We start from the raw sequence: 14056 nt of genomic DNA, 5'->3' as shown, positions 1-14056 counted from the left end.
GCAGGGCTTGCATGCTCAACCGTTACCCCCTGTGGAAGTATCTGCTGATACTGGTCGTCCTGGTGGCTGGCCTTATCTACTCGCTTCCCAATCTATTCCCCGCAGATCCCGCTATTCAGGTTAGCGATGCCCACGGCAACGCCCTGGATGAACGGCAAATTACCCGCGTTGAAGAAGCGCTCAGCGAGCGCGATATCGCCGTCAAAGCCGTTGAAGAGAACAATGGTCAATGGCTGATTCGTCTGCAAAGCGACGATGACCAGCTCGACGCGCGGGATATTGCCGCCGAGGTGCTTGGCCCCAACGCGACCGTGGCGCTCAACCTTGCCGATGCGACACCTGGCTGGCTGCAAGCTTTTTCTGCTTCCCCGATGACGCTGGGCCTCGATTTACGCGGCGGCGTTCACTTCCTACTGGAAGTGGATATGGATGCCGCGCTGACCCAGCGCCTTGAGGTGAACGCCAGCGACAGGCGCGCACTGCTGCGTGGCGAACGCATTCGCTACCGCAACACCACCATTGAAGAGCGCTCGCTCTCTATCGACTTCGCCAGCACTGAAGACCGCGATACCGCCCGCCGCTTGATCAGCCGCGACTTCCCGAACTTCGAGTACACCAGCGAAGGGGATGGCCGTGCTTCAAGCCTTGTCATGACGCTGAGCGATGTCACGGTCAACGAAATCCAGGACTACGCCATCAACCAGAACTTGACCACGCTGCGCAACCGCGTGAACGAGCTGGGCGTGGCCGAGCCCATGGTACAGCGCCAAGGGCCGAGCCAAATCGTGGTCGAGCTACCCGGCGTACAGGACACCGTGGCCGCCAAGCGGATCGTGGGCGCGACGGCCAACCTCGAGTTTCGTCTAGAAGCGCGCAACGATACGCCGGATGCCGAAACCGAACGCTTTGAGTTTCGTAACGACCCGGCCCGCTCAGCGGAGCTGATGCGGGATGTGATCATTACTGGTGACAGCGTCTCCAGCGCCAGCAACAGCTTCGACGAAAACGGTCGCCCCCAGGTCAACATCAACCTGGATGGCACCGGCGGCACGCTGATGAACCGCGCAACGCGCACCATCATTGGCCGCAACATGGCGGTGCTGTTTATCGAGCATAAGAGCGAAGACCGCATCCGAAGTCGACCCGGAAACGGGCGAAGAGACCATTGTTCGCGAACCGTATACCGAGCGCGGCCTGATCAGCTTGGCGACGATTCAAAGTGCGCTGGGTAACAGCTTCCGCATCACCGGCCTTGATTCCCCCACTGAAGCCGCCGAGCTTGCCCTGCTACTGCGTTCCGGTTCGCTAGCAGCGCCGATTTACTTCGTGCAAGAGCGCACCATTGGACCAAGCCTAGGCGCTGAAAACATCGAGCGCGGCCTGCTATCGGTGCAGATCGGCCTGCTGCTAGTCGTGCTGTTTATGCTGGTGCGCTACAAGGTGTTCGGCGTTTTTGCCAACATCGCCCTGGCGCTCAACCTCACGCTGCTAGTCGCCGTGATGTCGATGCTGGGCGCCACGCTCACGCTACCCGGTATTGCCGGTATCGTGTTGACGCTGGGCATGGCGGTAGACGCCAACGTGCTTATCTTTGAGCGGATACGCGAAGAACTGCGCAACGGCATGTCGATTCAGCAAGCTATTTACGCGGGTTATGAACGGGCGTTCACCTCGATTGTGGATGCCAACATCACCACGCTGCTGGTGGCGGTGATTCTGTTCTCGATTGGCACCGGCCCGGTGAAGGGCTTTGCCGTCACGCTTTCAATCGGCATCCTGACATCGTTGTTCACTGCGCTGCTGGTGACGCGCGCCATGGTCAACCTGACCTATGGTGGCAAGCCCGTCAAAAAGCTGTGGATCTAATCTCGATGGGATCTCAACACGCGCTCAGCACAGAATTTAAGAGGTGGTAATGAAACCCCTATCACAACTGCGCATCGACTTTATGGGACGGCGCAACCTCGCGTTTGTCGTCTCGGCCGTGATGCTGATTGTCTCTATTGGCGCCGTTCTATTTCAGCAGCTCAATCTGGGCCTGGACTTTACCGGCGGCACCCTGGTGGAGGTGCGCTACGGTGCCGCGCCGTCGCTGGATGCCATTCGTCAGCTGCTGGAAAACAGCGGTTTCCAGGATGTCTCGGTACAAACCTTTGGCGCTTCAACAGAAGTATTGATTCGCCTACAGCAAGCGTTTGATGGCGACGTGGGTAACGAGGTTGTCAATCTGCTGCGTGCCAATGGCGATAGTGTCAACTTAGTGCGCGCCGAGTTCGTGGGCGCCCAGGTCGGCGACCAGTTGCGTGACCAGAGCGGCTTAGGCCTGCTCGTCGCGCTGGGCGTGGTGATGCTTTACGTAGCTTTCCGCTTCCAGTACAAGTTCGCCCTTGGTGCCCTGCTTGCCCTGCTGCACGACGTGATCATCGTCGTAGGCGTGTTCGCGCTGTTCCAGCTCGACTTCGACCTCACGGTGCTGGCGGCCATTCTGGCGGTCATCGGCTACTCGCTGAACGACACCATTCTGGTCTATGACCGTATTCGCGAGACGATCCGCACCTCGCGTATCGACGATATGCCGCAGATTTTCAACGAGGCGATTAACGCTACGTTGTCGCGCACATTAGCTACCTCAGGCACAACCGTGCTGGTACTGCTAGCGCTGCTGCTGCTCGGTGGCGATATGATCGAGAACTTCGCGATCGCCCTACTGGTGGGTATCGTGGTGGGTACGTTCTCGTCTATCTATATCTCCGGTGCCCTGTTGATTCCGCTGAAACTCTCTCGGGAAGACCTGATTCCCACCAAGAAAGAAGTGGATGAAGAGGAAGAAGAGCTGCCCTAAACGCGTTATAGCAGCCAACGAAAAGGCCCTGCCGGAATCAACCGGCAGGGCCTTTTCATATCTTCACAGCTAACGCGCTCTTCTTAGAAGTGCGGCGCCAGCTGCTTAATCAGCGCTTTGTAGAGGCGCGGGCCAGCGGCCATTAGTTTGCTTTCGGCATTCACGGTCGGCTTGCCATCCGGGGTTCCCATCAGCGCGCCCGCTTCTTTTAGCAGCAGCGTACCTACCTGCATATCCTGCTCTTCTAGGCCCAGCACAAAGACGCTGTCTACACGTCCTGCGGCCAGCTCGCACATATCCAGCAGGCCGCTGCCGGTCGCTACCAGGGTCTCTACCTGCGGCGCGAGCTGCTGGGTAATGGTTAAGTAAGCAGGCAGATGGCTCGGGCGCAGCCAGGTTTCTGGCAGGCTCATCGCCATGCGTGTGGCAGGAATAGCGGTTGGTTTGCTAACCCGCATGCGCTTGTCGTTGTGCTGAGCGCCGCGGCCGCGACTGGCGATATATTCGTCATCACCAAAGGGAGAGATCACCACCGCGTGTTCGGGGCGACCTTTAACGAGACACACCACTGAGAGTGCAAAGCCCTTTCCCTGCTACCGCCAAGTTGGAGTAGCCGTGCAGCGGTTCAATTTTCCATACGGTATCTTCACCTTCGCCTTCACCCGCTTTGTAGGGCGTATAGCGACCGGAGAAACCATGGAGAGGATAACCACGCTGCAGCTGTTGAACGATGGTCGCCTCGGCTTTACGCGCTGTGTCTTCTAGCACGCGGTCGAGGTTAAATTCTTCATGGGCGTTTTCGATACGTTCGCGAACGCGTAAAAAGTGTTCAACAGCGCCACGCGCAGCGCGCAGCGTAAATTGGACCATCGGATTCATGATCGGGCCTTGTCACAGTGATGTTAAAGAACGGGTCAGGCGCAATACGCCTTTTGGCGGGCAATTCTACCAGAGGCCCCTCGGGCATGCCATCGACTCATGCTAAACTGCGCGTTTTACGCACTTACACCGGGCCTACTATGCTTGAGCGCATTCGAATTGTTCTAATTGGCACCAGCCACCCAGGCAACATTGGCGGCGTGGCACGCGCCATGCATAACATGGGCTTAGCGGATTTAGCCCTGGTCGCTCCTCGCTGCGACATCATCACTCAAGACAGTATTTCTCGCGCCTCAGGTGCCGATCACCTGCTTCACCAAGCCACCGTGCACGCCACACTTGAAGAAGCCGTGGCCGATTGCACGCTGGCTGTTTGCCGCCAGCGCCCGCTCGCGCACGCTGCCCTGGCCGATGATATCGCCTCGGGAACTTGCCGAGCGCCTACCCGGCGAATGCCAGCCAGAAAATGCCCGTGTGGCGCTGGTGTTTGGCCGTGAAGACAGCGGCTTAACCAACGCCGAGCTGCAGCGCTGCCATGCCCATGTGCATATTCCGACCAACGCTGATTTTAGCTCGCTCAACCTTGCCGCGGCGGTTCAAGTGGTGGCCTACGAGTGTCGCATGGCGTGGCTAAGCCAGGCAGATGCCCCAACTGCTGCCGATGATAATGACGAGCTAGCGACCCACGAAGAGCTTGAGCGCTACTTCGAGCACTTAGAGCGGGCGCTAATCGCCATCGAGTTTCACGACCCTGCCCAGCCGCGCCAGCTCATGGCACGCTTGCGACGCCTCTATTTACGGGCACGGCCTGAAAAGATGGAGATGAACATTCTGCGCGGCATTCTCTCGGCGACTGAAAAAGCCGCTAAAAAGAGTGGAACCGGTAGTGTGAACCAAGAGAACGCCGACAAATCCGCATAGCACATAACGGCGTACTAATCACAAGAGGCGCCAGCAAAGCGGCAATGGCCTAAACTTGAAGTTACAACAACGCGCCCCAACATCGCCTTTTCGACTGCCGCTTTGCACTCACCATATTCCAATACTGTATTGCTGCTGCCTCCCTTAACGCCCAAGGATCACCCATGTTTCAACGCCTGCGTGAAGACATCAATAGCGTATTTGACCGCGACCCAGCGGCACGTAACTTTCTTGAGGTGCTGACCAACTATCCCGGCCTACACGCCCTGCTGCTACACCGCTGCGGCCACTGGCTGTGGAAAAAGAACTTTAAGTGGCTGGCACGGACGCTATCGACCTTCTCCCGCTGGCTCACCGGCATTGAAATCCACCCAGGTGCAACCATTGGGCGGCGCTTTTTTATCGACCATGGCATGGGCGTGGTGATTGGTGAAACCGCACAGGTGGGCGATAACGTCACGCTCTACCAAGGCGTGACGCTGGGCGGCACCAGTTGGAACAAAGGCAAACGTCACCCTACGCTGGAAGATGGTGTGATTGTTGGTGCCGGCGCCAAGATACTGGGGCCGTTTACCGTGGGCGCAGGCGCCAAAATTGGCTCTAACGCAGTGGTGACCAAAGAAGTACCGGCTGGAGCGACCGTAGTCGGCATTCCCGGCAAAATCGTCAAACGCGCCGACCCGGATGTGGAAGAGGCGCTGGATATCGACCCGGCCCGACGGGAAGCCATCTGCCAGAAGTTTGGTTTCGATGCCTATGGCGTCAGCCAAGACATGCCCGACCCGGTGGCGCGTTCGATGCAGGCCATGCTCGATCACATGCACGCCGTGGACGAGCGTATCGAGCGCATGTGCTCAACGCTTCGCAAGCTCGATGCCAACTACCGCGATGGCCAGTTACCGGCTCTGCGAGATGAGGACTTTGCCGATATTCTGGATGAAAACGATACCGGCTGCCCTGGCCTTGGTCATACTGCCCAGGAGCGCAGCAGCCCATCACCGGAAAGCAGCACCACGCGCAATAGTTGACCAACGCACTCAGGATTTCCATAATGGCGCAACATTTGCTGCCAGCGCGCTGAAAGCTCAGCGACGAGGTACCTGCTATGCGCTTGACGACAAAAGGCCGTTACGCCGTTACGGCCATGCTGGATTTGGCGCTTAACGCCCCCAGCGGCCCTACCAGCCTGGGAGATATCTCCCAGCGACAGGAGATCTCGCTCTCTTACCTGGAGCAACTCTTCGCAAGGCTGCGCCGGGCGGGGCTAGTTAGCAGCGTGCGCGGGCCGGGTCGCGGTTACCTACTGGCCAAAGCACGAGAGGAGATCAGCGTCTCTCTGGTGATTGATGCAGTCAACGAAACCGTCGACGCGACCCGCTGCCAGGGGCTATCCGACTGCCAGCAGGGCGACACCTGTTTAACGCACCATTTATGGTGCGAGCTATCCGGGCAAATTCGCAGTTTTCTCGACGATATTACGCTGGCGCAGTTGATACAGCGCCCTGATGTGATCCGCATCGCTACCCGGCAAAAACAGCGGGTCGATGCTGGCATCCTCGCGTCTTCCCTTTGAAGGTATTTACTGCACGCTGGAATCTATGACGATGACCTCCACTCCCGCGCGGCCCATTTATCTCGATTATGCCGCCACGACGCCGGTCGATGGTCGTGTGGCTGAGGTTATGCAGCGCTACCTCACGGTAGACCAGCTGTTCGCCAACCCCGCTTCCCGCAGCCATATGCTGGGCTGGCAGGCCGAGCAGGTGGTGGAACAGGCGCGCCGCCAAGTGGCCGATATGATCGGCGCTGATCCGCGTGAAATCGTCTGGACCAGTGGCGCCACCGAAGCCAATAACCTAGCGCTGATTGGCTTTATGCGTGCTAACCGCGAACGTGGCATGCACCTTGTCACTTCCAGCATTGAGCATAAAGCGGTGGTAGACACCGCCAAGGCACTGGAGAGCGAAGGCTTCGAGATCACCTGGCTAACCCCAGGGCGCGATGGACGCATCACCCCTGAGCAACTGCGTGCCGCCATGCGCGACGACACGGCACTGGTATCGCTAATGGCGGTGAATAATTAGCTAGGCAGCATTCATGATATTGCCGCCCTAGCGGAAGTCACCCATGAGTTCGGGGCGGCGTTCCACACCGATGCCGCCCAGGCGGTGGTGCGTATTCCGCTCGACGAGGTCGCCTCCGCATATTGATTTGATGTCGCTATCAGGCCACAAAGCCTACGGGCCTAAAGGGGTCGGCGCTCTGTATGTGAAACGCCACCCGGATATTCGCGTCGAGGCACTCATTCATGGTGGCGGCCACGAGCGCGGCATGCGCTCCGGCACGCTGCCTACTCATCAGATTGCCGGGATGGGTGAAGCGTTTAACGTCATGCAACAGCAGCAGGACGCGGATCAGGCCCATATTGCGGCGCTACGCGAACGCTTTCTAAGCGGCTTATCAAACCTGGAAGGCATCATCCCCAACTCCCCACTGGAGAACGCCGTTCCCAACATCTTGAACTTGGCGTTTGAAGGCGTGGATGGCGAGGCACTGCTGATGGCGCTACGGGATGTGGCCGTGTCTACCGGCTCTGCCTGCAACTCGGCAAGCGTTGACCCGTCTTATGTACTATTGGGCATTGGTACGCCCCGTCGGCTCGCGCTCTCATCGCTGCGTATTAGCTTTGGGCGCTTTACCCAAGAGGCCGATATCGACCACGCATTAACCCTACTGCGCCACGCGGTGAGCGGCTTACGTGCGACCGCACGTTAGGCGGCTGACGCTCTCCTGACGCACTGCTAACGACTTCTTAAAGGAGAACGCTCCATGGCAACACTAAACATTACGCCCGCTGCAGCTGAACAAATTCAGCGTGTGCTCGACGAGCGCGGCCAGGGTCTAGGCCTGCGGGTATCCGTTAAACCCAGCGGCTGTTCCGGCTACAGCTATGTGCTTGATTTTGCCGATGAAGCACAGGATGACGATGTGCGTTTCGAAGATCACGGCGCAAGCGTCTACGTGGCTCCTGATGCCGTCGAGATGCTAGACGGCAGCGAAGTGGATTACGTCAACGAAGGCTTGAATCGCTTTTTCCGCTTCAACAACCCCAATGTAAAAGACCAGTGCGGCTGCGGTGAAAGCTTCACAGTCTAAGCTATCCGCCGTGGCTGTTGCGCATATAACCGGTATTCATACCCCCCGGGAGGCGCTATAATCGCGGCCACTCGGCAGCCGATGCAACATACGGCCCTAGCCGACCAACTTTTTCCTGCGCCGCCCCGGCTTTCCGGGGCGGCAATTTCTGCTTTATCCCTTTTAAGGAGATTTCTGCATGGCGACTGAACGTACTCTTTCCATCATCAAGCCCGATGCCGTTGCTAAAAATGCCATTGGCGACATCATTGCACGCTTTGAAAAAGCGGGCCTGAACGTCGTAGCCGCTAAAATGATGCACCTCTCTGAAGAGAAAGTGGGCGGTTTCTACGCTGAGCACAAAGAGCGTCCCTTCTTCAAAGACCTAGTTGGCTTCATGACCTCTGGCCCGGTAGTGGTACAAGTGCTGGAAGGCGAAGGCGCCAGCGCTAAAAACCGTGAGCTGATGGGTGCTACCAACCCGAAAGAAGCCGCTCCGGGCACCATTCGCGCTGACTTTGCGGAAACAATCGACGCCAACGCTGTCCATGGCTCTGATTCTCCGGAAAGCGCTGAGCGCGAAATTAGCTACTTCTTCGGTAACGACGAAATCTGCCCGCGCTAAACCAAGCGCCGCCGTTTCAACCTTCGTTGCCGGCCATTTTCCGCGGGGGCTTTGCCCCCGCCTCTTTCTGAACGCTGACCGCCATGACCACCACCGTAGCTCAACATACGCCTGCCCCCAACACGACTCCTGACCGCGCGACTGCCCAACAAGCGGCACCGGCACGCCAGAACCTGCTGGGGCTTTCCCGCGAGCAGATGGAAGCTTTCTTTTTGTCAATTGGCGAAAAGAAATTCCGCGCCACTCAGGTGATGAAGTGGATTCACCAGGAAGGCATCGACGACTTCACGGCGATGACCAACCTGTCGAAACCGCTGCGCGACAAGCTCTCCCAAGTCGCTGAAATTCGCGGCCCGGGCGTTGTCTACGAAGGCACTTCCAGCGACGGCACCCGTAAATGGGTGTTAGAGGTTGAGGATGGCAGCTACGTAGAAACGGTGCTGATTCCCGCTGAAAACGGTAAGCGGCGCACGCTGTGTGTCTCTTCCCAAGTGGGTTGTTCGCTGGACTGTAGCTTCTGCTCTACCGGTAAACAGGGCTTCCAGCGTAACTTAACCGCCGCCGAGATTATCGGCCAGGTGTGGGTTGCCCAACGCAGTGTTGGCCCGCGCCGTGATACCGCCAATCGCCCGGTGACCAACGTGGTCATGATGGGTATGGGCGAACCGCTGCTCAATTTCGATAACGTCGTGCCCGCCATGAAGCTGATGCTCGACGATAACGGTTATGGGCTCTCCAAGCGCCGCGTCACGCTCTCTACATCGGGTGTTGTACCGATGATTGACAAGCTGGGCGATGAGATGGATGTGAGCCTTGCTATCTCGCTGCACGCCTCCACCGATGAGCTGCGCAACGAGCTAGTACCGATCAACCGTAAGTACAATATTCGTGCGCTGCTGGATGCCTGCCACCGTTATCTGGCCAAGTGCCCTGATAACCGTCAGGTCACGATTGAGTACACGCTAATCAAAGACGTCAACGATCAGCAAGAGCACGCCGAACAGCTGGCCGCTTTGCTCAAAGAGCTGCCGTGTAAAATCAACCTGATTCCGTTTAACCCTTTCCCGAACTCAGGTTACGAGAAGCCATCGCGTAACCAAGTGATGCGCTTCCAACAGTGGCTGTACGACTTAGAGTACAACGCTACCGTGCGCATGACCCGTGGTGACGATATTGATGCCGCCTGTGGTCAGCTAGTGGGCCGCGTAAAAGACCGTACCAAGCGTAGCGCACGCTATATTCAGTCCGTTCAGCTTGACGCTGACTAATCGCTGCTGTCTTGACATCCACCTGACACAGCGCTTTGATGGACACGCTTTTGCCGGGTGCTTACAAAGCATCCACCTTGCAGCACTGGCTCAATAGTTTCGACTCAAGAGGGCGTAGATGATCGGTCACCGCAGGCGCATTACCCTTTTTAGGATGCCCATGCTGTCCGTGCTTGCTGGCAGCCTGCTGCTGGCGGGCTGTGCCACCTCTGGCCAAGGGATCAGTGACGACGCCAACCCCGGCGCGGCAGAAGCCTACACCCAGCTTGGCGTCGCCTACCTAGAGCGTGATAACCTGCCCCGCGCGTTGAATGCCCTTGATCGTGCTCTTGAACTGGACCCGCGCCACCCTGAGGCACTTCAGGCGCTCGCGCTGGTCTATCAACAGCAGGGAGAGAGCGATCTTGCCAACCGCTACTTCCAGCAGGCGTTGAATGCAGCGCCCTCGTTTACTCGCGCGCGTAACAACTACGCCGCGTTTTTGTATCAGCAGGCGCAGTTTCCACAGGCCTGCGAACAGTTAGAAATAGCATCTCAGGATGCCCAGTACGCCAATCGTGCCCAGCTATTTACCAACCTGGGGCAGTGCTATTTGGCAATAGACGAATTTGATAAAGCGCGCGAACGTTTGCAACGCGCGCAAAATATCGACCCGCGCAACCCACGCGGGTATTTAATGTTAGCCGAACTGGAAGTTTCACAGGGCAATTATGATCAGGCCTGGGCACCGCTGCAGAACTATCTGCAGTTAGCCGGCCCAGACCCAGCGGCACTGGAACTGGCGATTGATGTCGCCCTCGCCCGCGGTGACGACGCCGCGGCTGCCGACTACCAGCGCTTGCTAAACAACTGATTGCCGCCCTGATCACCACATTATTGAAGGATGCTCAGCTATGAGCGACACACAGTTACAAGATAGCGTTACTACGGCCCACAGCACAGCAACCCCCGGTGAGTTGCTTTCTCGTCAACGCGAATCGCTGGGCGTCCCGCTGACGGATGCCGCCCGAGCACTGAACCTGCGCCCTGCTGTGGTGGATGGCCTAGAGCGCGATAATTACGAAGAGATTCCTGTCGCTGCGTATCGTCGCGGCTACTTGCGCGCCTATGCCAAATATTTAGGCATGGACGAACGTGTGGTGCTTGAGGCTTACCAGGTTCGCCACGGCACCAGTGATGCCGAACGCAAGGTGGCCCCGGTTACCGTGACTAAGCCGCCATCCAAAGTAGGCGCATGGCTCTTTAAGTTAGTCACTCTGCTGGTGATTGCCGGGCTGATTGCCGTGACGGTTGCTTGGTGGCAAAGCAGAGGTGGCAGCGAGCCGCCGAGCATCGGCGCCTCACCCGCTATGGAAGAGAACGAAGCGCCCATCAGCGAACCCGAGCCAGCTCCAGAGCCTACTCCGGTGGTCACACCTGAGCCCGCCGCAACGGAGGAGTTGACTAACGATGTGGTCAGCGACGAGCCCGCCGACAGCGATATTAGCGATAGCAGTGCGCCCGCTGCTGACAACGATGAGCCAACCGCTGCCACTAGCGACGAACCCGCGGCCCCAGCGGTTGACGCCGACGCAGCGACCGATGTAGCTGAGGCGCCTGCTGAAGAGGTGACCGATGCCGCCCCCGCTGCTAACCCCAACTTGCTGGAGCTGACGTTTAACGAGCAGTCCTGGACAGAGATTTTCGATGCCAACAACCAGCGTGTGTTTGTCGGCCTACAAACCCCCGGCACCACCGCGAGCGTTGAGGGCGAGCCGCCTTTTCGTTTAACCGTCGGCAACGCCACCGGTGTAGAACTGCGCTACCAAGGTGAGGTCGTGAACCTTGCCGAGCGCGCCGGTGCTAATAACGTTGCTCGTTTTACCCTGGGAGAGTGACCCGTCTTATGCACGCCCCTTCTCCGATTAAACGCCGTCTGTCACGCCAAATTCATGTTGGCAATGTGGCCGTGGGCGGCGATGCGCCGATTTCCGTACAGAGCATGACCAACACCAATACCCTGGATGTGGACGCCACTGTCGGCCAGATCCAACAGTTGGAAAAAGCCGGGGCGGATATCGTACGCGTCTCCGTGCCGGATATGGACGCCGCTGAAGCCTTCGGCAAAATCAAGCAGCGCGTAGCCGTCCCCCTCGTTGCCGACATTCATTTCGATTACAAAATCGCCCTGCGCGTGGCCGAACTGGGGGTGGATTGCCTACGCATCAACCCCGGCAACATTGGCCGGGAAGACCGCGTGCGTGCGGTAGTGAGCGCCGCCCGCGACCACGGCATTCCAATCCGTATCGGGGTGAACGCCGGGTCGCTGGAAAAAGATCTGCAAAAGAAGTACGGCGAGCCTACGCCCGCCGCGCTGGTCGAGTCTGCCATGCGCCATATTGACCACCTGGACCGCCTCGATTTCCAGGAATATAAAGTCAGCGTAAAAGCGTTGATGTGTTTATGGCGGTGGCCGCCTACCGCGACCTTGCCACCCGCATCGAGCAGCCGCTGCACTTGGGCATTACCGAAGCGGGCGGCCTGCGCTCGGGCACAGTGAAGTCCTCCATTGGCCTAGGCATGCTGTTGATGGACGGTATCGGCGACACCATCCGCGTCTCGCTGGCTGCCGACCCGGTGGAAGAGATCAAGGTCGGATTCGATATGCTCAAGAGCCTGAAGCTGCGCGCCAAGGGCATTAACTTCATCGCCTGTCCCAGCTGCTCGCGACAGAACTTTGACGTCATCAGCACCATGAACCAGCTTGAAGAGCGCCTGGAAGATGTGATGACGCCGCTGGATGTCTCGGTGATTGGCTGTGTGGTCAACGGCCCCGGCGAAGCTAAAGAGACCGATATCGGCCTAACCGGCGGCTCACCAGCCAACTTGGTCTACATTCGATGGCAAACCGGCGAGTAAGCTGCGCAACGATCACCTGGTGGACGATCTGGAAAAGCTGATCCGCGATAAAGTGCGCCAAAAAGAGCAGCAGCAAGAGAATACGATTGCGCGCAGCGTTTAACGCCTACCTCGCTGGCAGAGGCGGTGTACCTCCCGCCTTCTGCGCTGCCGCCCCTAAAAGGAGTTTTCATTGAGCAAGTCCGCCGCTAAAAAGATTCAAGCCATCCGTGGTATGAACGACCTATTGCCCAGCGACAGCCCTCGCTGGCAATTTTTTGAGGGCAAAGTACGCCAATTGATGCACCGCTACGGCTTCGATGAAATTCGTACGCCGATCGTGGAACAGACGGCACTGTTTGCCCGCTCGATTGGCGAAGTCACCGATATCGTCGAGAAAGAGATGTACACCTTCGACGACCGCAACGGTGACAGCCTGACGCTGCGCCCTGAAGGCACCGCCAGCTGCGTGCGGGCGGCAATGGAACACGGCTTGCTGCATAACCAAACCCAGCGGCTTTGGTACCAAGGCCCGATGTTCCGCCACGAACGGCCTCAGAAAGGGCGTTATCGTCAGTTTCACCAAGTGGGCGTGGAAACCTACGGCTTTGATGGCCCGGACATCGATGCCGAAGTCATACTGCTCTCGGCACGGCTATGGCAAGAGCTTGGCTTGATGGAGCACGTCACCCTGGAGCTGAACTCCCTGGGTTCCGCTGAAGCGCGGGCCGCCTACCGCGACAAACTGGTGGCCTACTTTGAGCAGCACCAAGATGTTCTCGATGAAGACTCCAAACGACGCTTAACCAGCAATCCGCTGCGCATTCTGGACTCCAAAAATCCGGATATGGCCGAGATGCTCAACGCGGCCCCGCAGTTGATGGATCACCTGGACGACGAGTCCCGCGCGCATTTCGAGCAGCTCAAAGCGATGCTGGATGCCGCCGGTATTCCGTACGTGGTCAACCCGCGCTTGGTGCGCGGCCTGGACTACTACTGCCGCACCGTATTTGAGTGGACCACCACTGCTCTAGGTAGCCAAGGCACCGTATGTGCCGGTGGCCGCTACGATGGTTTGGTCGAGCAGCTCGGTGGCAAGCCCACGCCCGCGGTGGGCTTTGCCATGGGTATTGAGCGCTTAGTACTGCTGCTGGAAACTCTGAATTTGGTACCAGCGGATGCCATGGGCGGATGCGATGTCTATCTGGTGCCCATGGATGACAGCGCCACTGTTGCTGCACTCATGCTGGCAGAGCAGCTGCGCAGCGCGCTGCCATCTCTACGCTTACAGCTACACTGCGGCGGCGGAAGCTTTAAAAGCCGAATGAAAAAGGCGGATAAGAGCGCTGCACCGGTGGCGATTCTGCTGGGTGAGGACGAGCTTGCCAACCAAACCGCCACGTTGAAATTTCTCCGCGATGATCGTGAGCAGCAGCAGGTCGCCCAGGCAGCGCTGGCCGAGACGCTTCACGAGTTACTGCCAAACGTATCGTCTCATTAACGTAACTG

At 58.2% G+C, this 14056-nt stretch carries 9 protein-coding genes and 5 pseudogenes; 13 read left to right on the top strand and 1 reads right to left on the bottom strand.

Going from position 1 to position 14056, the window contains the following annotated elements; genetic code table 11:
* The first annotated feature begins 11 nt into the window (after positions 1-11).
* Together secD and secF are read left to right on the top strand one after the other, a co-directional pair.
* Positions 12-1866 (top strand): annotated as a pseudogene (gene secD / locus B4967_RS11135) (protein translocase subunit SecD).
* A gap of 49 nt (positions 1867-1915) precedes the next feature.
* Positions 1916-2842 (top strand): protein translocase subunit SecF, encoded by a 927-nt coding sequence (gene secF, locus B4967_RS11130; protein WP_083025240.1) that lies wholly within the window; start codon positions 1916-1918, stop codon positions 2840-2842.
* An 83-nt stretch (positions 2843-2925) separates the two neighbouring features.
* On the opposite strand, the pseudogene B4967_RS11125 reads toward secF, so the two are convergent.
* A pseudogene (locus tag B4967_RS11125) lies at positions 2926-3721 on the bottom strand (inositol monophosphatase family protein).
* Between the two features lie 140 nt (positions 3722-3861).
* Here B4967_RS11125 and trmJ point away from each other — a divergent pair.
* The 11 genes and pseudogenes from trmJ to hisS all read left to right on the top strand — a co-directional run bounded on the left by trmJ (position 3862) and on the right by hisS (position 14048).
* A pseudogene (gene trmJ, locus B4967_RS11120) lies at positions 3862-4642 on the top strand (tRNA (cytosine(32)/uridine(32)-2'-O)-methyltransferase TrmJ).
* Between the two features lie 164 nt (positions 4643-4806).
* Positions 4807-5670, top strand: coding sequence for a serine O-acetyltransferase (cysE, locus tag B4967_RS11115; protein WP_083025239.1), 864 nt, complete (start codon positions 4807-4809; stop codon positions 5668-5670).
* Positions 5671-5747: 77 nt separating this feature from the next.
* Entirely contained in the window at positions 5748-6215 is a 468-nt protein-coding gene (locus B4967_RS11110; protein WP_083025238.1) for an Rrf2 family transcriptional regulator, read from the top strand.
* Between the two features lie 31 nt (positions 6216-6246).
* A pseudogene (locus tag B4967_RS11105) lies at positions 6247-7417 on the top strand (aminotransferase class V-fold PLP-dependent enzyme).
* A 54-nt stretch (positions 7418-7471) separates the two neighbouring features.
* Positions 7472-7798 carry a HesB/IscA family protein gene (locus B4967_RS11100; protein ID WP_058579867.1) on the top strand — a complete coding sequence of 109 codons (327 nt, stop codon included), beginning with the start codon at positions 7472-7474 and terminating at the stop codon, positions 7796-7798.
* Positions 7799-7976: 178 nt separating this feature from the next.
* Entirely contained in the window at positions 7977-8402 is a 426-nt protein-coding gene (gene ndk, locus B4967_RS11095; RefSeq protein ID WP_083025237.1) for a nucleoside-diphosphate kinase, read from the top strand.
* An 83-nt stretch (positions 8403-8485) separates the two neighbouring features.
* Complete coding sequence (rlmN, locus tag B4967_RS11090; RefSeq protein ID WP_083025235.1) at positions 8486-9670, top strand: dual-specificity RNA methyltransferase RlmN; 1185 nt, start codon at positions 8486-8488, stop codon at positions 9668-9670.
* A 118-nt stretch (positions 9671-9788) separates the two neighbouring features.
* Positions 9789-10523: a type IV pilus biogenesis/stability protein PilW gene (gene pilW / locus B4967_RS11085; protein WP_083025234.1), complete on the top strand. Its 735-nt coding sequence runs from the start codon at positions 9789-9791 to the stop codon at positions 10521-10523.
* A 40-nt stretch (positions 10524-10563) separates the two neighbouring features.
* Positions 10564-11547: a RodZ domain-containing protein gene (locus tag B4967_RS11080; RefSeq protein ID WP_083025232.1), complete on the top strand. Its 984-nt coding sequence runs from the start codon at positions 10564-10566 to the stop codon at positions 11545-11547.
* An 8-nt stretch (positions 11548-11555) separates the two neighbouring features.
* A pseudogene (gene ispG, locus B4967_RS11075) lies at positions 11556-12671 on the top strand (flavodoxin-dependent (E)-4-hydroxy-3-methylbut-2-enyl-diphosphate synthase).
* Positions 12672-12740: 69 nt separating this feature from the next.
* The gene (gene hisS / locus B4967_RS11070; RefSeq protein ID WP_083025231.1) at positions 12741-14048 is read left to right on the top strand and encodes a histidine--tRNA ligase; all 1308 of its coding nucleotides are present in this window, start codon (positions 12741-12743) and stop codon (positions 14046-14048) included.
* The last annotated feature ends 8 nt before the right edge of the window (positions 14049-14056 follow it).

It is taken from the genome of Vreelandella lionensis (genome assembly GCF_002087295.1).
GTDB lineage: Bacteria > Pseudomonadota > Gammaproteobacteria > Pseudomonadales > Halomonadaceae > Vreelandella > Vreelandella lionensis.
This window is presented reverse-complemented; position numbering and strand designations above follow the sequence as displayed.